The sequence below is a fragment of the Pseudoalteromonas sp. APC 3694 genome, assembly GCF_030407565.1.
Classification (GTDB): Bacteria; Pseudomonadota; Gammaproteobacteria; order Enterobacterales; family Alteromonadaceae; genus Pseudoalteromonas; species Pseudoalteromonas tetraodonis.
Genome location: NZ_JASDDE010000011.1, coordinates 5,924 through 27,728 on the forward strand (window position 1 = coordinate 5,924; position 21,805 = coordinate 27,728).

19 protein-coding genes are annotated in these 21,805 nt (G+C 41.1%); 13 read left to right on the plus strand and 6 right to left on the minus strand.

Going from position 1 to position 21,805, the window contains the following annotated elements:
- Positions 1-406 precede the first annotated feature (406 nt).
- From tig to QMA00_RS05970, 6 genes are all read left to right on the plus strand, one after another.
- Positions 407-1,711: a trigger factor gene (tig, locus tag QMA00_RS05945; protein WP_010388062.1), complete on the plus strand. Its 1,305-nt coding sequence runs from the start codon at positions 407-409 to the stop codon at positions 1,709-1,711.
- Between the two features lie 159 nt (positions 1,712-1,870).
- The gene (clpP, locus tag QMA00_RS05950; RefSeq protein ID WP_008111041.1) at positions 1,871-2,488 is read left to right on the plus strand and encodes an ATP-dependent Clp endopeptidase proteolytic subunit ClpP; all 618 of its coding nucleotides are present in this window, start codon (positions 1,871-1,873) and stop codon (positions 2,486-2,488) included.
- Between the two features lie 131 nt (positions 2,489-2,619).
- A complete protein-coding gene (clpX, locus tag QMA00_RS05955; RefSeq protein WP_010388064.1) occupies positions 2,620-3,903 on the plus strand; it encodes an ATP-dependent protease ATP-binding subunit ClpX in 1,284 nt (427 codons plus the stop codon).
- Between the two features lie 149 nt (positions 3,904-4,052).
- Positions 4,053-6,413, plus strand: coding sequence for an endopeptidase La (gene lon, locus QMA00_RS05960; RefSeq protein WP_076922195.1), 2,361 nt, complete (start codon positions 4,053-4,055; stop codon positions 6,411-6,413).
- A 126-nt stretch (positions 6,414-6,539) separates the two neighbouring features.
- Positions 6,540-6,896 carry an HU family DNA-binding protein gene (locus tag QMA00_RS05965; RefSeq protein ID WP_255314649.1) on the plus strand — a complete coding sequence of 119 codons (357 nt, stop codon included), beginning with the start codon at positions 6,540-6,542 and terminating at the stop codon, positions 6,894-6,896.
- Between the two features lie 174 nt (positions 6,897-7,070).
- Positions 7,071-8,972 (plus strand): SurA N-terminal domain-containing protein, encoded by a 1,902-nt coding sequence (locus QMA00_RS05970; protein WP_076922196.1) that lies wholly within the window; start codon positions 7,071-7,073, stop codon positions 8,970-8,972.
- 51 nt (positions 8,973-9,023) lie between these two features.
- Here QMA00_RS05970 and QMA00_RS05975 read toward each other — a convergent pair whose 3' ends face one another.
- Genes QMA00_RS05975 through pspF form a run of 6 tightly spaced genes read right to left on the minus strand, consistent with a single transcriptional unit; the run spans position 9,024 to position 15,375 of the window.
- Positions 9,024-9,785: an ATP-binding cassette domain-containing protein gene (locus tag QMA00_RS05975; RefSeq protein WP_024601796.1), complete on the minus strand. Its 762-nt coding sequence runs from the start codon at positions 9,783-9,785 to the stop codon at positions 9,024-9,026.
- A complete protein-coding gene (locus QMA00_RS05980; protein ID WP_024601797.1) occupies positions 9,785-10,777 on the minus strand; it encodes an oligopeptide/dipeptide ABC transporter ATP-binding protein in 993 nt (330 codons plus the stop codon). Before QMA00_RS05980 ends, QMA00_RS05975 begins: the two co-directional genes overlap by 1 nt.
- On the minus strand, positions 10,778-11,671 hold the full coding sequence (locus QMA00_RS05985; RefSeq protein WP_013465445.1) for an ABC transporter permease subunit: 894 nt from the start codon (positions 11,669-11,671) through the stop codon (positions 10,778-10,780).
- On the minus strand, positions 11,658-12,692 hold the full coding sequence (locus QMA00_RS05990; protein WP_008111022.1) for an ABC transporter permease subunit: 1,035 nt from the start codon (positions 12,690-12,692) through the stop codon (positions 11,658-11,660). The genes QMA00_RS05985 and QMA00_RS05990 overlap by 14 nt, the downstream gene beginning before the upstream one ends.
- Positions 12,692-14,299 (minus strand): ABC transporter substrate-binding protein, encoded by a 1,608-nt coding sequence (locus QMA00_RS05995; RefSeq protein WP_024601798.1) that lies wholly within the window; start codon positions 14,297-14,299, stop codon positions 12,692-12,694. Before QMA00_RS05995 ends, QMA00_RS05990 begins: the two co-directional genes overlap by 1 nt.
- Before the next feature lie 14 nt (positions 14,300-14,313).
- A complete protein-coding gene (pspF, locus tag QMA00_RS06000) occupies positions 14,314-15,375 on the minus strand; it encodes a phage shock protein operon transcriptional activator (protein ID WP_076922197.1) in 1,062 nt (353 codons plus the stop codon).
- Between the two features lie 186 nt (positions 15,376-15,561).
- Here pspF and pspA point away from each other — a divergent pair, with 186 nt between their 5' ends.
- The 7 genes from pspA (at position 15,562) to phhA (ending at position 21,773) form a co-directional block, all read left to right on the plus strand.
- Positions 15,562-16,221 (plus strand): phage shock protein PspA, encoded by a 660-nt coding sequence (gene pspA / locus QMA00_RS06005; RefSeq protein WP_076922198.1) that lies wholly within the window; start codon positions 15,562-15,564, stop codon positions 16,219-16,221.
- Between the two features lie 63 nt (positions 16,222-16,284).
- Positions 16,285-16,518: an envelope stress response membrane protein PspB gene (gene pspB, locus QMA00_RS06010; protein ID WP_076922199.1), complete on the plus strand. Its 234-nt coding sequence runs from the start codon at positions 16,285-16,287 to the stop codon at positions 16,516-16,518.
- Positions 16,515-16,913 carry an envelope stress response membrane protein PspC gene (gene pspC, locus QMA00_RS06015; RefSeq protein ID WP_036981914.1) on the plus strand — a complete coding sequence of 133 codons (399 nt, stop codon included), beginning with the start codon at positions 16,515-16,517 and terminating at the stop codon, positions 16,911-16,913. Before pspB ends, pspC begins: the two co-directional genes overlap by 4 nt.
- Positions 16,914-16,976: 63 nt before the next feature.
- Positions 16,977-18,395 (plus strand): YcjX family protein, encoded by a 1,419-nt coding sequence (locus QMA00_RS06020; RefSeq protein ID WP_076922200.1) that lies wholly within the window; start codon positions 16,977-16,979, stop codon positions 18,393-18,395.
- A complete protein-coding gene (locus QMA00_RS06025; RefSeq protein WP_076922201.1) occupies positions 18,392-19,420 on the plus strand; it encodes a TIGR01620 family protein in 1,029 nt (342 codons plus the stop codon). Before QMA00_RS06020 ends, QMA00_RS06025 begins: the two co-directional genes overlap by 4 nt.
- A 135-nt stretch (positions 19,421-19,555) precedes the next feature.
- Positions 19,556-20,737: a methionine gamma-lyase gene (gene megL / locus QMA00_RS06030; protein ID WP_262975961.1), complete on the plus strand. Its 1,182-nt coding sequence runs from the start codon at positions 19,556-19,558 to the stop codon at positions 20,735-20,737.
- A 238-nt stretch (positions 20,738-20,975) separates the two neighbouring features.
- Complete coding sequence (gene phhA / locus QMA00_RS06035; RefSeq protein ID WP_138560633.1) at positions 20,976-21,773, plus strand: phenylalanine 4-monooxygenase; 798 nt, start codon at positions 20,976-20,978, stop codon at positions 21,771-21,773.
- Positions 21,774-21,805 lie beyond the last annotated feature (32 nt).

The window sequence follows — 21,805 nt, forward strand, 5'->3', positions numbered from 1 at the left end:
CACTTGGTTTGGGTCCAAGGGGTCGCAGGTTCAAATCCTGCATCGCCGACCATTTTCCCCTAAGTAAAACACATCTAAATTCTACTTTTATTACACAACACTCTTAATTTTTTCTTTATTAATCGTATTTTCACTTAATTAGTCTGTTTTTTATTCGCTTAGTCGTTATCTAGCCTGATCTACCCCAAATAATTGCCCCCTACACTCGACTATCATGAATATTAGGTTATAATGCCGCGTCTATTTGTTTAAAAATATAGTGCCCTTAGGGCAGAGCAGCAATGGTATCTCCTGGTAGCGACGGATTTTTTTAAGCTCTAAGGCTTGAATTTTATCAAGACGCCTATAGATTACTTTGTTTGTAATGAAGGCGAAAAGTCGCCAAAATTGAATATTGAGGTAAATCATGCAAGTTTCTGTTGAGACGACTCAAGGCCTTGAGCGCCGTCTGACCATCACCGTTCCTGCAGAGAACGTTGAGACCGAAGTAAAAAAACGCTTACAACAACTGTCAAAAACGCAGCGTATCGACGGTTTCCGTGCTGGTAAAGTTCCAGTATCAGTAATCAACAAGCGTTTCGGACCAGCTGTTCGTCAAGAAGTTGCTGGCGAAGTAATGCAACGTAATTACATTGAAGCAATTGTTGCTGAAAAAATTAACCCTGCTGGCGCACCTACATTTGCTCCAAAAGCACTTGAAGCAGGTAAAGATTTAGAGTTCTCAGCAACATTTGAAGTTTACCCTGAAGTTGAAGTTCAAGGTTTAGATAAAATTGCTGTTGAAAAACCAGCGGTAGAAGTAACTGACGAAGATTTAGCAAACATGCTAGAGACACTTCGTAAGCAACACGCTTCTTGGGCTGACGTTGATGCAGCTGCTGGCGCAAACGACCGTGTAACGGTTGATTTCGTTGGTACTATCGACGGTGAAGAATTCGAAGGCGGCAAAGCTGAAGATTTCCCATTAGAACTTGGCCAAGGTCGTATGATCCCAGGTTTTGAAGACAACATCGTAGGCAAAAAAGCAGGCGAAGAAGTTGTTGCTGATGTAAACTTCCCTGAAGATTACCACGCTGAAAACTTAAAAGGTAAAGCGGCTCAATTCACTATCACAGTGAAAAAAGTTGAAGCGCAAGAATTACCTGAATTAAGCGATGAGTTTGCAACTAAATTCGGTGTTGCCGAAGGCGGCGTAGACGCGCTTAAAGAAGAAGTTAAAAAGAACATGACACGTGAGCTAGACCAAGCGGTTAAAGCTAACGTAAAAGACCAAGCAATCAAAGGTCTTTTAGAGCAAAACGAAGTTGAAGTGCCTAAAGCATTAATCGACCAAGAAGTTGACGCTTTACGTGAGCAAGCTGCTCAACGTTTTGGTGGTAACGGTCAAAATATGCCTGAGCTTCCAGCTGAATTGTTCCATGAGCAAGCAGTTACACGAGTTAAAACTGGCCTATTATTAGGCGAAGTGATCAAAGCAAACGACATCAAAGTTGATGACGCTAAAGTTGAAGCACTTATCGCTACTGTAGCATCTGCATACGAAGATCCAACTGAAGTAGTAGAATACTACAAAGCAAATGATCAACTAATGCAACAAATGCGTAATGTAGCAATGGAAGAGCAAGCTGTTGAAGCTATTTTAGCTAAAGCAACTGTGACTGATGTTGAAAAAGCATTTGATGACATCATGAATCCACAGCAAGGTGCATAATAAGTCATTGACTTAAGCGCTCGCTAACGATTAAATGGCTCGTGTTACTCTGTTTATGCAGTGTGCCCGGGCCATTTTAGTTTGTGGTTCTTAATTAGCTAAAAATGATCATTATGCTTTTCTTAGAATAAGTATAAGCGCATAAGGAATTAAATAAGTATGAACACTGGTATGACAGATCCCCTAAACGCATTAGTACCAATGGTTGTTGAGCAAACAGCTAAAGGCGAGCGCTCGTTTGATATTTATTCGAGACTATTAAAAGAGCGTATTATCTTTTTAACGGGCCAAGTTGAAGACAACATGGCAAATCTGATTTTAGCGCAAATGCTTTTCTTAGAATCAGAGAACCCAGATAAAGATATCTTCTTATATATCAATTCACCGGGTGGCTCGGTCACTGCGGGAATGGCTATTTACGATACAATGAATTTCATCAAACCTGATGTAAGTACTATTTGTGTGGGCCAAGCGGCTAGCATGGGTGCGTTTTTACTATCTGGTGGTGCTAAGGGTAAACGTTTTTGTTTACCTAATTCACGTGTAATGATTCACCAACCATTAGGTGGATTCCAAGGTCAAGCATCTGATTTTGAAATACACGCGAAAGAAATCCTGTCTATTAAAGACAAATTAAATCGCTTAATGGCTGAGCATACTGGCCAACCGCTTGACGTTGTTTCACGCGATACAGACCGTGATAACTTTATGAGTGCAAGCCAAGCTGTAGATTACGGTATTGTTGACTCAGTATTTACTAATCGCGGTAGCAAGTAAGTATGCCTGCAAGCAGTAATGCTTGCTAATGAGAGTTACTATGCGAAAAAGCCTAAATTTTGGTATAGTTAAAGCGTATTAAAATAGCCACCAAGACTTTGGTGGCCAACGTAATAAAATGAGGTAGCTGAATGTCTGACACTCCTACAGACGGCGACAAAAGTAATAAATTGTTATACTGCTCTTTTTGCGGCAAAAGCCAGCATGAAGTTCGAAAATTAATTGCAGGACCTTCAGTATACGTTTGTGATGAATGTGTAGAGCTGTGTAATGATATTATCAGGGAAGAAATTAAAGACATCGCGCCTAAGCATGATGCCGCTGACAAATTACCTGTGCCAAAAGAAATTCGTAACCACTTAGACGACTACGTAATTGGCCAAGAGCATGCGAAAAAAGTGTTGTCTGTAGCGGTTTACAATCACTACAAGCGTTTACGCAACCAATCAACTAAACAAGACGTCGAACTAGGTAAAAGTAATATTTTATTAATTGGTCCAACGGGGAGTGGTAAAACACTACTAGCTGAAACGTTAGCACGTTTGCTAGATGTGCCGTTTACAATGGCCGATGCCACCACGTTAACCGAAGCCGGTTATGTGGGTGAAGATGTTGAAAACATCATTCAAAAGCTTTTACAAAAATGTGACTACGACGTAGAAAAAGCACAACGTGGTATTGTTTACATTGATGAAATTGACAAAATTTCACGTAAATCAGATAACCCATCAATCACCCGTGATGTATCAGGTGAAGGTGTACAACAAGCCTTACTGAAATTGATTGAAGGTACCGTTGCTTCTGTTCCGCCACAAGGTGGACGTAAACATCCACAGCAAGAGTTCCTGCAAGTAGACACCTCTAAAATACTGTTTATTTGTGGTGGTGCATTTGCTGGTCTTGATAAAGTTATTGAACAGCGTAGCCACAAAAATACTGGCATTGGTTTTGGCGTTAACGTTAAAGAGTCGGCAGCGAGCCGCTCTTTAAGTGAAACATTTAAAGATGTTGAGCCAGAAGATTTAGTAAAATATGGTTTAATTCCAGAGTTTATTGGCCGTTTACCTGTTGTTGCTACATTGACTGAACTTGATGAAGCTGCACTGGTACAAATTTTAAGTGAGCCTAAAAACGCTATTACTAAGCAATTTTCAGTATTGTTTGGGATGGAAGACGTTGAGCTTGAGTTTCGTGATGATGCACTACGTGCTATTGCTCACAAAGCAATGGAACGTAAAACCGGTGCACGTGGCCTGCGTTCAATCGTAGAAGGTGTATTGCTTGATACTATGTATGAGCTGCCTTCAATTGATAACGTAAGTAAAGTGGTTGTTGATGAAACCGTTATTAAAGGTGAGTCTGACCCAATCTTGATTTATGACAGCAGTAATCAAGAACAAGCCGCAGCAGATTAAATTCTGAGCAAGTTGTAAAAAAAAGGAGCCAATGGCTCCTTTTTTTATAATTAATTTAATCGAGTTGGCAAAAATTGTTGAACTTTAATTAGGTTATCCCCATATACTTGAGTAATCTTTAAATAAATGAAGTGCAAAGAGAAAATACAATGACGCTTGAGAGAAACGATCGAGTCGAAATCCCTGTGCTAGCACTGCGCGATGTAGTGGTGTATCCACACATGGTGATCCCGCTTTTTGTAGGCCGTGAAAAATCAATAAAATGCCTTGAAGCGGCAATGGATAAAGACAAACAAATTTTCTTAGTTGCACAAAAAGATGCAACTGTAGATGAGCCTGAGAAAGACGATATTTATCGTGTAGGGACAATTGCGACTGTACTTCAATTATTAAAGCTACCCGATGGTACAGTAAAAGTATTAGTTGAAGGCACACAACGTGCGAATATCGAAGAGTTTGTTGATAACGAAGACTTTTTCGTTGCCAATGCACAGTTTATTGAATCTGATTCAGTAAACGAACAAGAACAAGATATCTTTATTCGCAGTGCATTAAGCCAGTTTGAAGGCTATGTAAAATTAAATAAAAAAATTCCACCTGAAGTGATGACCTCGGTATCCGGTATTGATGAGCCTGCGCGTCTTGCTGACACCATGGCAGCACATATGCCATTGAAAGTGCCTGAAAAACAAAAAGTACTTGAAATATCTAGCGTCACAGAACGTTTAGAGTACTTAATGGCACTGATGGAAGGTGAAATAGACTTATTGCAAGTTGAGAAGAAAATTCGCACCCGCGTTAAAAAGCAAATGGAAAAATCGCAGCGTGAGTATTACCTCAATGAGCAAATGAAAGCGATTCAAAAAGAGTTGGGTGAAATTGATGACGTACCGGATGAATTTGAAGCGTTGAAAAAGCGCATTGAAGAGTCTGGCATGCCATCAGAAGCGAAAGAAAAAGCCACAGCTGAGTTAAATAAGCTTAAGATGATGTCGCCAATGTCGGCAGAAGCCAGTGTTGTTCGCTCGTACATAGATACGTTAATTAACGTACCGTGGAAAAAGCGCTCTAAGGTGAAAAAAGACTTAGCCGGCGCGCAAAAAATATTAGATAGCGACCACCACGGCCTTGATAAAGTCAAAGAGCGCATTATTGAGTACCTCGCAGTACAACAGCGCACAAATAAACTTAAAGGGCCAATCTTATGTTTAGTTGGACCGCCAGGTGTAGGTAAAACATCACTTGGGCAGTCTATTGCGCGTTCAACGGGTCGTAAATACGTTCGTATGGCACTCGGTGGTGTACGCGATGAGGCTGAGATTCGTGGGCATCGTCGTACTTACATTGGCTCTATGCCTGGTAAGTTAATTCAAAACATGACTAAAGTGGGCGTTAAAAACCCATTATTCTTGTTAGATGAAATTGACAAAATGTCAGCAGATATGCGCGGTGACCCTGCATCAGCATTGTTAGAAGTATTGGATCCTGAGCAAAACAGTCATTTTGCGGACCATTACTTAGAAGTTGATTACGACTTATCTGATGTGATGTTTGTGGCAACCTCGAATAGCTTTAATATTCCAGGTCCTTTATTAGACCGTATGGAAGTGATTCGATTATCGGGTTACACCGAGGACGAAAAGCTAAATATTGCTAAAGAGCACTTAATTCCTAAGCAAATTAAGCGTAACGGTTTAAAAGCTAAAGAAGTTGAAATTGCCGACAGTGCCATCATTGGTATTATCCGTTATTACACCCGTGAAGCGGGCGTGCGTAATTTAGAGCGTGAAGTATCTAAGCTATGTCGTAAAGCGGTTAAAAATATCTTAATCGAAAAAGACACTAAAACAGTGACAATTGATGCAGATAACCTTGAAGAGTACTTAGGTGTGCAACGCTTTGATTACGGTAAAGCAGAAGACGGCGACCGTATTGGTCAAGTTACAGGCCTTGCATGGACAGAAGTAGGCGGTGACTTACTCACGATTGAATGTGCTGCAGTACCAGGTAAAGGCAAATTGACTTACACCGGCTCGTTAGGCGATGTGATGCAAGAGTCGATTCAAGCGGCGATGACCGTTGTGCGTAATCGTGCTGATGAGCTGCGTATTAATAGCGACTTTTATGAAAAACGCGATATTCACGTACACGTACCTGAGGGCGCAACACCTAAAGATGGCCCAAGTGCCGGTATTGCAATGGTAACGTGTTTGGTTTCAAGCTTAACCGGTAATGCGGTGCGCTCTGATGTAGCCATGACAGGTGAAATTACCTTACGTGGTGAAGTGTTGCCTATTGGTGGTTTAAAAGAGAAATTATTAGCGGCTCACCGTGGTGGGATTAAAACGGTCATCATTCCAAAAATTAACGAACGTGACTTAAAAGAGATACCTGACAATGTATTGGCGGGTCTTGATATTCACCCAGTTACATGGATTGATCAGGTATTAAAGCTTGCTTTAGTGCATCCAGTTGATAGTTTTTCAGTCGAAACACCGAAAAAGCAGTAAAAAAGCCAAAAAAAGTGCTTTTAGGGGCTTTTCAAATCTAAACGGTATGATAAGTTAAGCACTGGTTTTCAAGCCTAGCCCTTGCAGGGCCTAGGCTTAAGAAAAATATAATCATATGAGCTTTAAATAAATGCTCAAAAATTTCAAAACAGTGATGTTAGTTTAAAAAAACAATCGCTCTTGATAACAACAATGAAAGAGGATGATATTGTGAATAAATCTCAATTAATCGATCAAATCGCAGCTGATGCTGACATTTCTAAAGCGGCTGCAGGTCGTGCACTAGATTCATTCATCGAATCTGTATCTGGCGCGCTAAAAGATGGCGACTCAGTTGCACTTGTTGGTTTTGGTACTTTCTCTGTACGTGAGCGTGCTGCTCGTGCAGGTCGTAACCCACAAACTGGTGAAACGATTCAAATTGCTGCTGCTAACATCCCAGCTTTTAAAGCCGGTAAAGCGCTTAAAGACGCAGTAAACTAATCACTGTGTAAACAAATTAGTTATGGCGAGTGAACAATACGCTTAATTATTCTAATCGATGAATTAAGTTACTTCACCGCCAGTTACTTCAAGTGAAAAAGCGTATCTGGTAAGATACGCTTTTTTTACATATGACAAGGTAGAAAAGACCTTGGTCAGAAAAGAGATAAACAAATGCTTGAGAAAATCAGAGAAGGTTCGCAAGGGCCGGTAGCCAAAGTCATTTTAGGCGCGGTGATTTTATCTTTTGCCTTAGCTGGGATCGGTAGTTACTTAGGTCAAACCACAGAACAACCCGTTGCTGAAGTAAATGGAATTAAAATTAGCCAAACAGAATTTAGCCGTGCGTTTCAAAATGAACGTAGCCGCTTAGAACAACAATTTGGTGAATATTTTACCCAAATAGCAGCCGATCCAACTTATATGGCTCAAATACGTCAAGGCGTGATTGACCGTTTAGTACAACAAGAATTACAAAGCCAGTTAGCGACTGAGCTGGGTCTGCGTGTGAGTGATGAAAGTATTCGTCAAACAATTTTAGAGCTTCCTTATTTTAAAATTGGCGATCAGTTTAATAACGACCGTTACTTACAAGTGATTCGTCAAATGAACTTCCAACCTGATTCATTTCGAGAGTACCTTCGTGATGATATGACACGTAGCCAGTTAGTGTCAGCGGTTGCAGGAACTGACTTTGCATTGCAAAACGAGCTTAAATCAGCCATTGCACTGCAACAACAAACTCGCAGCATTGATTATTTAGTCATTGATAAACAAGCAATGCAGGCTGATGTTGACGTTACTGATCAAGAAGTGGCAGATTACTACGAATTAAATGCAGGGCAATTTTTATCGCCAGAGCTTATTTCAGTTAATTACATTGAGTTAGATGCAGATGATATCGATGTTGCATCGGTAAGCGAAGACGACGTAAAAGCATATTATGAGCAGAGTAAAGCGCAATATGTTGAGCCTGAAAAACGTCGTGTATCACATATCTTAATTGATAACAGTGAAGATGACGATGCGGCAAAAGCGAAAGCTGAGTCTTTATTAGCACAGCTTAATGCGGGTGCTGATTTTGCTGAGCTAGCAGAGACATCGTCAGATGACATTGTTAGTGCAGAAATGGGTGGTGACCTAGAGTGGATTGAACGTGATGTCATGGAGCCTGCATTTGAAGATGCTGCTTTTGCACTGCAAAACAAAGGTGATTACTCTGATGTAGTAGCCTCTGAATTTGGTTATCACATCATTAAACTTACAGACATTCAATCGCAGCAAGTTAAACCTTACGATGCCGTGAAAGCCGATTTACGTGCTGAACTTGAACAAGCTGAAAAAGTGGATGCGTTTTACGAGAAGCAAACAGAAATGGGTGCGTTAGCATTTGAGATTTCTGACCGCTTAGACGATGCTGCTGAAGTGGCGGGTGTTGAAGTACAATCTACACCGCTATTAGCGCTTAGCGCGCTTCCTGAGCCGCTTAATAACCCAGCGATTGTGACTGCCTTATCATCAGTTGAATTACTAGAAGATAAAGTAAACTCAGAAGTAATTGAGCTTGGTAATGAGCACGTGATTGTGGTTCGTGTTAACGAGCATCAACCGGCTGCAACTAAAGCATTAAGCGAAGTAAGCGAGCAAATTAAAACACGCTTAGTAAACGAAAAAGCGTCGGATCTTGCTAAAGAAAAAGCACGCACGTTATTTGCACAAATCAAAGAGGGCAAGAGCTTAAACGATGTGGCTGCTGAGCAATCACTAAGCGTTCGTCAAGAGTCGCAACTTACTCGTGAAAGCTTTGCAGTTTCGCCTGCTATTGTTACCCAAGTATTCAAAATGGCACATCCTAGTGATGCAGCTGTATATGATGTAGTTAACTTAAACAATGGTGATGCAGCGATTGTTGCGCTTAAAGCGGTAAATGATGCACCAGTGAGTGACAACATTGAGCCACAAATGAAGCAAAATATCACGATGGCGCAAGCGCAGAAAAACTATACGGTATTCATTGAATCGCTTAAGCAACAAGCAGAGCTTAATGTACCAAAAGCAGCGCAACCTGCGGAATAAATAATAGCTAAACTATAAAAGGCGCCAATTGGCGCCTTTTTCGTTTTTGTATTAACAGCTTAATAAGCGTTGAGTAACCTTTGACTGTGGGCTTTGAAAAATAGCTTCAGTGGGACCGTATTCAACAATTTCACCTTTATTGAGAACGACTAATTGGTCGCTAATATGACGCACTAAACTTAAGTGATGGGTGATCAAAATATAGGTTAAACCGGTTTCGAGCTGTAATTTAAGTAATAAGTTAACTATTTGCGCTCTTACAGAAGGGTCAAGCGACGAAAGTGCCTCATCGAGTACAACGACCTTAGGATCTAATATAAGCGCGCGAGCGAGCGCTACACGCTGTAATTGCCCCACACTAAACATATGCGGATAGTATTGCTGATGATCGACCAGTAGACCCACTTTAAGCAGCGTACTGCCAATTTTTTCACTACGTTGAGTTTTATCAAAATCAGTATTGAATTTTAGGCAATCATCGAGCATTTCAGCAATGGTCACTGCTGGGTTCAATGAGGTGGCGGAGTCTTGAAAAATCATTCGGATATAACGACACTGCGCATCACGATTACCATTGTTTTCTATGGTGTTATTCTCTAATAATATCTGCCCGCTATCGGCACTGTATGCACCCACTAATAATTTAGCCAGGGTACTTTTTCCTGAGCCTGTTTCACCAATAATGGCAATTGTTTCACCTTTACCAATGCAAAATGAGATGTTTTTTAAAACATCAAACTTTTTACGGCTAAATAGACCCGCTCGCATGTTAAAGGTTTTTGATAAGGCTTGAACTTTTAACAGTGGCTGCATTATTTTATTTCCTTGATCAGCGGGAAGTGACAGGCGTAGCTATGACCATGATGCTTTGAAAGTTTAGGCGCAACCACACATTCTTTTTGTGCTTGTGGGCAACGTGGACCGAGTCGACAACCAATCGGTAAATGTTGTAATGTTGGAATAGTGCCTTTAAGCGCATAAAAGGGTTCTTTATGGGCTAAACCATGCTCATAATCGGGCAGGCTTTTTAGTAAAGCTTGCGTATACGGATGACGAGGTTGGCTAAAAATACGGTGTGTTGGACCTGCTTCAACCATTTGACCGCAGTACAACACATGAATACCATGCGACCAATTAACAATTTCTTCCAGCTCATGAGAGATCATCAAAATAGACATGTTCTTTAGCTGATTTAAACTTTTTAATAACCTAAACACCTGTGCACGGGTGGTGCTTTCTAGTGCGGTTGTAGGCTCATCAGCAATGAGCAATTTAGGTGTACGCGCAATGGCCATGGCTATCATGACTTTTTGACAAACGCCTTCAGAGAGTTCATGAGGGTAGCTATCAAGCACGGCTTCATGATTTTTAATGCCCACTTTGTGTATCAGTGCTTTTACACGATCTTTACGCTCTCGGTTGCGTTTTAAGAAAAACCCTTTGGCGGCCACTTCAGGCAGTGTTTCAGCGATTTGGTTAAATATTTTTGCAGTAGGGTCAAGGCAGCGACTTGGATCTTGGTAAATCATTGCAATGTCTTGGCTGACGGTTTTACGGCGCTGCTCTGGTGTGAGGCGCATTAAATCGACACCGCGCCAATGCATTCTATCGGCGGTTATAACCCAGCGTTCGTTAAGTACGCCTACAATGGCTTTTGCAATTAAGCTTTTTCCTGAGCCGGATTCTCCCACTAAGGCGTGTACTTCACCTTCTTTTAAACTAAAACTTACTCGGTCAACAGCGCGAATAGCAGTTTCAGACGTTTGCAGCTCTATGGTTAAATTTCGAATATCTAGTAAATGCATTTAATCTGCCTTACGCGCTTGTAAAACTTTGCGAAGTCCATCGCCCACCAAGTTTGTTGAAAGAACGGCTAAAAATAGCAGTACACCCGGAAGAGCCACCGTCCATGGCGCTAAATAAATAAGCCCTAAGTTTTCGGCTAAAATAGCACCCCATTCAGTGGTGGGCGGCTGTGCGCCAAGTTTTAAAAACCCTAGCGCAGCAATATCTAAAATAGCAGTAGAGAGGGCCATAGTAAAAATAACCACAATATATTCATACACATTAGGAAAAATACCGCGCGATAAAATATGCCACTTAGAGGCTCCATCGAGCCGGTACGCTGTGACATAATCTTTACCCAGCTCATCAACGATTAGGTTTCTAATGGAATGAATAAACTGTGGTAACAGCGCTAAAATAATTGCCCAAACGGTATTCATTAATCCAGGACCGAGTATGGCAATAATAATAATGGCCAATAATAATGAGGGGATAGACAAGGTTACATCAAGTAAATGGTTCAAAAAGCTAGAGCGTATGCCTTTGCTAATACCAGCAAATGTCCCGACTAACACGCCAATTATGGTGGTAATTAGTGCAGCCACGACCGATAACCCGAACGTATATGTGGCGCCATTCATTAAACGAGACAGCACATCTCGGCCTAAGTCATCGGTGCCTAAAATAAACCGCACATCGCCCATTTCATTCCATGAAGGTGGTAGCAGTAGTGCATTACTGTGCTGTTGGTTTACTCCATAGGGCGCAAGAAACGGCGCTGTTGCAGCTAATATACTAAAGGCAATAAACACCCATAAACCCACCAAAGCAGGATGGTTATTTTTAAATTTTCTCCATAGTCTCGCTAATGGCGATTTATTTGAATCTTCTGAAAATAAATTAAACTTTGCCATGCGCTTGGTTCCGAGACAGGGGATCGAGTAGGGTGTATGTTAGTTCGGCTATAATTGTCGCAATAATAATGAAAAAAGAAACGGCCATTAACCCCCCTTGTATGGCAGGGTAGTCACGTTGATAAATACTGTCTATTAACCAACGGCCAATCCCCGGCCATGAAAAAATAACCTCGGTGATCATAGCAAGGGTGATCAAGGTGCTAAATTGCAAACCAATTTGCTTTATGACTGGCAGTAATGCATTTCTTAGGGCGTGATGAATAATAAGCTGCCCACGGTTAAGGCCTTTAGCGCGAGCTGTTTTGATAAAGTTTTGATCCATTACTTTTAACATTGACTCGCGAGTAAAGCGTACCAATACAGTGGTCGGATACATAGCCAGTACAATGGTAGGTAACGTTAGGTGATGCAGTGCATCAAGCATTGCCATGCCATTGTAGGGAAAATCAGCAAGTAAAATATCCAGTAAGATAAACCCCGTACTGGCAGGTATTTCATACAATAAGCTCACTCGCCCCGACATAGGAAACCAACCAAGTTTGAGCGAAAAAACCATAATTAGTAATAACGCGAGCCAAAAAATAGGCATAGAATAGCCAACCATAGCTGTTGAGCTAATTAATTTATCAGGCCATTGTTTATGATAAGCCGATGCTAAAATCCCGACAGGCACGCCAACTACAACCGAGATGACTAACGCATAAATACTCAGCTCTAAGGTCGCTGGAATTAAATCAACCACGTGAGCAAAAACACTATCTCCTGAGGCAAACGACACGCCCCAATCGCCTTGTACTATTCGCCCTACAAAGGCAATGTACTGCATAAAGTAGTTACTGTTAAACAGGTACTTTTCTTCTAGCTGTGCATTTTGAGTAAAGTTAGTGTCTGGTATGCCGCTTAAGTTACTCAGTGGATCGCCAGGGAATAAGTAGCTCAGCGAAAAAGTAAAAATACTCAGTAATAACACCATGAAAAATAACAATCCGAGGCGGCGTAAAATATAATCGAATAACATTACTTCTTCCTCGCGTTAGCCAATGAAATAGCGCCAAATGGCCCGAGTGTGATCCCCTCAACATCAGCACTACTTGCCTGAAAACGCATGCCGTGGGCTATTGGGTATAAGGGTAATTGTTCGATGATCATACTTTGTGCAGCGTCGTAATATTGTTTACGTAAATTTAAATCGGTCGTATCGAGAGCTTTAGTTAATAGTAAATCAAATTCAGGATTACACCAGTTCGCTGGGTTTTTGCCACTGAAGGTCGCGGTGCAGCTAAGTAACGGGCTAAAAAAGTTATCAGGATCAGGCGTATCTGCTGCCCAACCTAATAATACACTGTCGTGACGGTGCTCGCCTATGCGTTGAATAAAGGTGTTCCACTCATACTCGACAATATTAACGTTAACGCCAATTTTGCGTAAATCACTTTGCATCAGCTCTGCCATTTTTCGTGCATTGGGGTTATAAATACGGCTGACAGGCATAGCCCAAATGCTCATATCAAACCCTTTTTCATAACCGGCTTCAGTTAATAGTTTTTTTGCCAGTTGTGGGTCGAAAATTGGCATGTTCTTTTGTGGTTCAAACGCCCACGACGTGGGTGGTAATATTGACCGCGCACGAAGTCCATTACCGTAGTAAACTGCCTGCATTATTTTTTCTATATCAATGGCATGCACTAAGGCTTGGCGTACTTTTAAGTTATCAAACGGAGGGCGTTCGGTATTAAATGCCCAATAACCTATGTTTAAGTTGGTTTCCCTTTCAACGTTAATATCATCTCGCTGAGCTAAAATACTTAACTGTGCACTGCTAGGATGCGCAGTTACGTCACACTCTTTGGTAAGAATTTTAGCGATACGGGTGGTGCCATTAGGGGTAATGTCGTACACCAACTGCTCAAGTGCCACCTCGTGATTCCAATAGTCAGCGTTTTTATAAAAGCGTACTAAATGGTCTCGTCGGTATTCTTTGTAAATATAAGGACCGGTGCCGACTGGATATTGATCAAATAGGTTTTCTTGGTTGTTGGCTTTGAGCGCCATGGCATATTCTTTAGAGAGCACCACGGCGAAATCGGTCGCCATATTCGCTAAAAAACTGCTTTCTGCGTTAAATAATTCAAACCGAACTTGGTGATCAGATACCCTGACAATTTTACGAATAAGTTGGTCAATACCCACACTTTGAAAGTAGGGGTAATTCGCATCACCGACAAAGTGATAGGGGTTGTATACATCAAATAAACGACTGAAAGTGAAAATGACATCATCAGCGTTAAATTCGCGTGTTGGAGTAAAATACGCGGTGGTATGAAATTTAACCCCTTTGCGCAGAGTAAAAGTGACAGACTTACCGTCTTTGCTAATTTTCCAGTCGGTGGCTAGTTCGCTTTTAAATTCAGCAGTCTCAGGGTCAATACTAATTAACCGGTCGTACAACTGGTTAGCAATAATATCGATGGTTGATCCTGTGGTTGTGACTTGTGGATTGAACGACACAGGATTTGCCTCAGCGCAATAAACGAGGCCTTGGTTTTTTTCTTCTAAGATTTCTTCTTTACTATCAATGCAACCTACTAAACTCAATGATAATAAAGCAAGTAATAATTTATGCACCCGCACAACCTCTACTATTCCAGCAAATTGTATTTTTTCAAATAACCACGTAATTGATGATACGTTAAACCAAGTACTTCTGCAGTCTTCTTTTGATTAAATTGGCTATGTTCTAATGCTTTTTTTATTAATGTGATCTCAAATTCATTAGAGAGTGTTTTTAAGTCACAAGGAAACTCAGGTTCTGCGTTACTCAAACTCGGTGTTACAGGCGCTTCTATGGGCTTGGTGTTAACAACTTCATTTTGCACAGCAACAGGGGCTTGTGTATGTTTAATACGTGCTTTAGGTCTAAAGCGGCTTTCGAATGGGTCTAGAATAATTTTATGCACAGGGATGTGTTCATTACCGTGGCGATACAGACTTCGCTCCACCACATTTTTAAGCTCACGCACATTACCCGGCCACTCATAACTGAGTAAACTTTCTTGTGCATTGCGAGTAAAGCCACTAAATAACTCCCACTCTAAGTCGCGTGCCATATTCATTGCAAATTGCTCAGCCAGTAACATAATATCGTCTTGGCGTTCGCGCAGTGGCGGTAGAGTGATCACATCAAATGCGAGCCTATCGAGTAAATCGCTTCTAAATTCACCTTGCTGCGCTAAATACGGTAAGTCTTCATTGGTCGCACAGACTAAGCGCGTATCTACTTTAACCGTTTGTTTGCCGCCAACACGCTCAAACTCACCATACTCGATTACCCTTAATAGCTTTTCTTGCACTAGGGCAGAAGTATTTGCCAACTCATCTAAAAATAAGGTGCCGCTATTAGCCCGCTCAAATCGGCCTTCATGGCGTTTACTTGCGCCGGTAAATGCACCACTTTCATGGCCAAATAATTCACTTTCGAGTAGGTTTTCGTTTAATGCCGCACAGTTAAGTTTGACGTAACTTTGATCCCAGCGCTTGGATAAAAAGTGTAAACGTGCTGCAATAAGCTCTTTACCGGTACCGCGTTCACCAATAATAAGTACGGGTTTATCTAGGTTTGCTAGCTGTGATACCTGATCAAGAACCGATAAAAAGCTGTCTGATTGGCCGAGCAAATTATCCTGTTGGCGATATTGACTCATATTTCCTAACTCTTAGTCATTTTTACTAACAGTTAGTGTATTTCATTATGATTGATAACAAAAGCAATTTGTAATTTACATTTAACTATTTGAAATTTATTGCTATTTTAAAATTAAAAAAGTTGGCAAGCATATTGATACTAATAAAAGCAGACACATTTAGATTAAATAATAGAGGTATATGTTATGGGAATTTTTTCACGTTTTGCAGACATTGTTAATTCTAATATCAATGCCATTTTAGATAAAGCAGAAGACCCTGAAAAAATGGTTCGTCTTATTATCCAAGAGATGGAAGATACACTGGTAGAGGTACGCTCTACATCAGCAAAAACACTCGCTGAGAAAAAAGAATTAGTACGTCGCGTAGATACACTAAAAGCCCAAGTAAACGATTGGCAAGACAAAGCCGAACTGGCACTGAGCAAAGATCGTGACGATTTAGCACGCTCAGCATTACTTGAAAAGCAAAAATCAGCCGACGCAGTTGCTGCGGTAGAAAGTGAACTTGACCATGTAGAGTCTCATATTGAGAAGCTACAACAAGAGGTTACTACGCTACAAGAGAAACTAGCGGATGCTAAAGCACGTCAAAAAGCGATTATTTTACGTCAACGCTCGGCTGAGTCGCGCCTTGAGGTTAAAAAAGCGCTTGATAGTTCTAAAGTAGAGGATGCACTTAATCGTTTTGAACGTTACGAAACCAAAATTGATGGGCTAGAATCTCAAATAGAGTCTTACGATTTGGGTAAACAAACGTTAGCAGATGAAATTGCTGATTTACAAAAGAATGAAAAAATTGACGACGAGTTAGCTGAACTTAAAAAGAAACTCTCGAATAAATAAATATAAAACAGGGGCCTTGTGCCCCTGACATCAACATTGAATACGGATTGTTAGGAGAGGGTTATGTTTGATTCAGAGGTAATAATTGTTCCATTTGTTATGTTTATGATTTTTGTTGCCCCGCTGTGGTTAATTTTACACTACCGTAGCAAAAAACAAGTCAGTCAAGGGTTGAGTGAGCACGAACATCGTCAGTTACTGGAGCTTGCACAAAAGGCCGAAAAAATGACTGATAGAGTAGAAACATTAGAAGCGTTGCTTGATCAAGAGTCACCGCAATGGAGACAAAAAGTATGAACACCAAACGCGAATTATTAAGAGACCCACAACGCGGTAAAATTGCCGGTGTATGTGCGGGATTAAGTGACTACTTTAATATGGAGTTATGGTTAGTTCGCATTATTTTTGTTAGTGCGGTATTACTAACCGGTGGCCCATTATTTGTGGTAGCGTACATTGCAGCATGGTTTATTTTAGATAAAAAACCTGCTGCAACACATAAAACGCATTCAACTTACAGTGATGACCCACTAGAAGTTAAGTTTAAAGTATGGCAAAAGGGCGAGCCACCTCGTCGTGCATTACAAGACTTAAAAGAGCGTTTAACACGTGTTGATGTTCGCTTACAAGAGATGGAACGTTACGTTACCTCAAGCGAATTTACGGTCAGTCGTGAAATTAATAAACTTTAAAGGATTGATAAGCACCTTGTTTGTAACGTGAACAATTACGGCAGATAGGGTGCAAAACACTTTATGAGCCAATCATTTGCAAAAAAGACCTTTAAAACCTTTAAAGGCAAAGCACAAAAAGCCCTGCACCGTAGTTTAGACCAACATGTTAAGCTTGCTGTAACTGGGTTGAGCGGCAGTGGTAAAACCGCGTTTATAAGTGCGTTAGTTAAGCACTTAACCTCTCAGGCGAATGACAACAACTTACCTTTTTTTGATGTGATGCGCGAGCATCGTCATATTGCCACTAAAATTGTGCCGCAAGAGGCATTAAACGTGCCCACTTTTGATTATAACCGTGCAATGAGTGCCTTACTGCCAATGGAAGGTGACCCTGCTTGGCCGGCGTCTACTGAGCGAATAAATACCCTACGCTTGGCGATTAAATACCAAAGTAATGCGGGTCTGCGAGGTCATTTTTCACCGCAATCAACGTTATACCTTGATATTATTGACTATCCAGGCGAGTGGCTGCTCGATTTACCTATGCTTGAACAAAGCTATACTGCGTGGTGTGAACAGCAATACCCATTATTAAATCAGTCTCCTCGCAGCGCTACCTCAGGCGATTTTTTACACGCCGTAGAGCAACTTGATTTACATGCGCCTGTGGATGAAAGTGAGCTTGCTAACATTGCACAACTTTATCAACGCATGCTAGTAGGGCTAAAAAAAGACACCAAACTTGCGATGTTACAACCCGGGCGAATGTTAATGCCAGGCGACTTGCAAGGTGCGCCGTTATTGTTATTTTTTCCAATTAATCCTGAAAAAATGAAAGACGATGTGGTGGCGGGTTCTAATTTAGCGCATTTAATTAAACGTTTTAATGCTTACGTGAAAGAAGTCGTTAAGCCATTTTATAATGAGCATTTTCGTCATTTTGACCGCCAAATTGTGTTGGTTGATGTACTCAGTGCATTAAATGAAGGCCATGAAACGTTGCATGAGCAAAGCCGTGTTATTAATCAATTGTTGGCACATTTTAGTTATGGGGAGTCTGGCTTTTTTAAACGTTTATTCAAACCGAATATTGATAAAATATTGTTTGCTGCTAATAAGTCAGATCACATCAGTGCTAAGCATCATAAAGCGTTAGCCTTGTTACTAGACTCGCTGGTTAAAGAGCAAAGTAATCATTTAAAGTTTGATGGTGTACAAATTGAAACTATGGCTATGTCATCAATTACCGCAACCCAACCTCGCCAAGTGGTTGATGAAGGTCAAACCCTTGATTGCGTTTACGGTAAACCTTTAAATGAGCATGAGTGGCTGACTTATTTACCACCAGAGCCGCCAAGTCGAATGCTTAATAAAAGTGAGTGGCCAGCGCAAGGGTTTGAATTTTTGTCATTTTCGCCGATGCCAAGCCCCGACAAACAACTTAAACATATTCGATTAGATCATGTGATGCAGTACCTGCTAGGAGACAAATTAACATGAGTGAGTCAACGCAACAGTTTCAAGCAGGGCGTCGTATTAATGCACAAAATATTGAGCAAAACGAGCCTGCGTTAACACCCGCTAAAATTATTGAACACGGACAAAGTGATTACACCTCTGAGCTTGAGGATGATGCGCTTGAGCCTGAAGTTGATTTAGAGCCGGTGTATAAAAAGTCAAAATGGCAAACGCTCAAAGGCTTGTTTGCGCTCAGCTTTATTATTTTAGTACTGCTAGAGTTTGGGTTTTCTATTGTGCTTGCTTATCAGCAATCGCTTATTTTGGGCAGTGTTTATTTAACCGCTGTGGTAAGCGGTGTGTTATTAATAACAAGATTGTTATGGCGAGAGTATCGGATGTTGCGCAGTTTAAAGCGTAATCAGCTGCATCGCCATGAAGCCGATAGGCTATTAAACAGTGAGCAAGTGGGTGGTGCACTCCCTTGGCTTGAAAAATTGAACAAGCACCAGCAGTTAGACAATTTTGAAAACTTTAAAAACCAAGTTGCTACGCACCATAGTGATAAAGAAATAATGACACTTTACGCTAATAGCCTACTGGTAACGCAAGACACCCAAGCTAAAAAGCTTATAAACCGCTTTGCAACAGAGTCAGCCTTATTAGTCGCATTAAGCCCTCTTGCGCTGGTGGATATGATAGCGGTGTTATGGCGCGGTACAAAATTAATTGAACAAATAGGTAAAATTTATGGCATTGGTTTTGGTTACGCCAGTCGCATTAAACTCTATCGAATGCTGTTAAAACAAGTCATGTTTGTAGGTAGTGCAGAGCTTGTATCTGATTTAGCTGCCACGGCACTTAGTGCTGAGCTATTAGGCAAACTTTCAGGGCGAGCCGCGCAAGGCGTCAGTGCGGGTATATTTACATCACGTATAGGCTATAAAGCCATGGAATTAAGCCGACCCTTACCGCGTCTTGAAAATAAACGCAGCTTGTTAAAAGGCACTGTTCAAGGGATTGCGAGTAAAATTATGAGTCGCACTAAGAGAGCGGAGAGTAAATAGTTGGCAATATTTGTGTACAGCTTTTTGAGTAAAGTTTGCACAAATAGCCATCTGAGCATCCGGCATGCTTGTGATTTAAAGTGCGGTGCGTTTTATTTATGTAATTGACACACATAATAAAAACGAGAGCACACAATGAGCAAGCATCATCCACACACCCAATGTATTCATGGCCCACAAAAAGCCAATGATCCCCATGGCGCATTAACCTCGCCATTATACCAAACATCGACATTTCATTTTGAAAATGCTGCACAGGGTGCTGCACGGTTTGCTGGCGATGAGCCAGGTTATATTTATACGCGTTTGGGTAACCCTACCACCACTGAACTTGAACAAAAAGTGGCGCAATTAGAGGGCTGTGAGGCTGCAGCGGCAACGGCTACAGGTATGGGAGCGGTATCGGCTTCGGTACTGAGCTTTTTATCACAAGGCGATCACTTAGTTGCATCAAGTGCGCTTTATGGCTGCACCTTTGCTTTTTTTGCGCATATGTTGCCGCGTTGGGGCATTGAAGTCACCTTTGTGGATATGACCAATGAAGATGAGTTACGTGCTGCAATAAAGCCAAACTCAAAAATGATATTTGCAGAGACACCGATAAACCCGACGATGGCCGTTATTGATTTAGCACTTATTGGTGATGTAGCAAAACAGCATAATTTAATAAGTGTGGTCGACAATACCTTTTTAACGCCGCTGCTACAGTCACCTAAACAATACGGCATCGATATTATTATGCACAGTGCTACCAAGTATTTAAATGGTCACGGCGATGTAGTCGCAGGTATTGTGTGTGGATCCCTTGAGCACATTACACAGATTAAAATGATGGTGTTAAAAGATATAGGCGCGACGATTAGCCCACACGATGCATGGTTAATTAACCGAGGTTTAAAAACATTAGCTATACGGGTAGAGCGTCATTGCCAGAGTGCGCAAACGATTGCTGAATATTTAGAGGCTCACCCTCAAGTGAGTAAAGTGTACTATCCTGGACTGAAGTCGCACCCAGGTCATCGGTTTATTGGTAAGCAAATGAAAGCTGCTGGCGGTGTTATTGCTTTTGAAATTAAAGGGAGTTTAACCGACGGTGAGCAGTTTATTGATAGCATGAAGCTATGTACTTTAGCGGTTAGCTTAGGCGATGCTGAAACACTTATTCAACACCCTGCATCGATGACCCATTCGCCTTACACACCCGAAGAAAGATTAGCAGCCGGAATTAGTGATGGTTTAATTCGCTTATCTGTTGGGCTTGAAGATGTTAACGATATTATTAACGATTTCAACCAAGCATTTACTAAAATATCGTAATGTGTAATTTATTATTTACATAAATATCGATCTGTAAGCGCTGCTAAATATAGGGTGTGTTTTTATCTTTGCTCTAGTGTAATTATATATTTACGATCTACGCAATCAGCGAAAGTATTGATCTGAGTCAAGCTATTAAACTTTTGTTCACTTTTGCATAGTATGGCTACATCGAATAGCCGAGCGTGTGGCTATTATTTTGACACCGATTTAGGGTTTAAACCCAAAGAAGGTATTTATGGCTAAAGCAAGTAATTACACCTCTAAAACACCAGATGAAAATGGCGTTATACATTGGAGCGATGAAGAAAATAAAATTTGGTCTGAGCTTGTAGCACGCCAACTTGCGTGCATTGAAGGCAAAGCCTGTGACGAGTACATGAAAGGGTTAAAAAAAATTAATCTACCGCATGATCGTATTCCACAGCTAAGTGAGCTAAACGAAGTGCTATTGGCAACAACAGGTTGGCAAGTAGCACCTGTACCTGCACTTATCGACTTTGATGAGTTTTTTAGACTACTGGCCAACAAGCAGTTTCCTGTTGCTACGTTTATTCGTAGCCGTGAAGAATTTGATTATTTACAAGAGCCCGATATTTTTCACGAAATATTCGGCCACTGTGCCATGCTAACAAATCCTGACTTTGCTGAATTTACGCATAAGTACGGGCAACTAGGTTATGCGGCAGAGAAAAAAGACCGCGTTTATTTAGCGCGCATGTATTGGTTTACGGTCGAATTTGGTTTGATGCAAACCGAAAAAGGATTACGTATTTACGGGGGCGGTATTTTATCAAGCCCAGGAGAAACCCAATACGTGTATTCAGATACACCAGAAATTAATCCAATGAATGTGCTAGATGTGCTGCGCACGCCATACCGTATTGATATTATGCAGCCGCTGTACTACACCATTAATTCGATTCATGATCTGTTTGAAATATCGCAAATGGATATAATGACTTTAGTTGAGCAAGCTAAGGCGCTTGGTTTACACGAGCCGAAATTTCCCCCAAAAGAAAAATTAGCTAGTTAGTTTTTTAATAAAAGTAATACTAGAATTAAGGA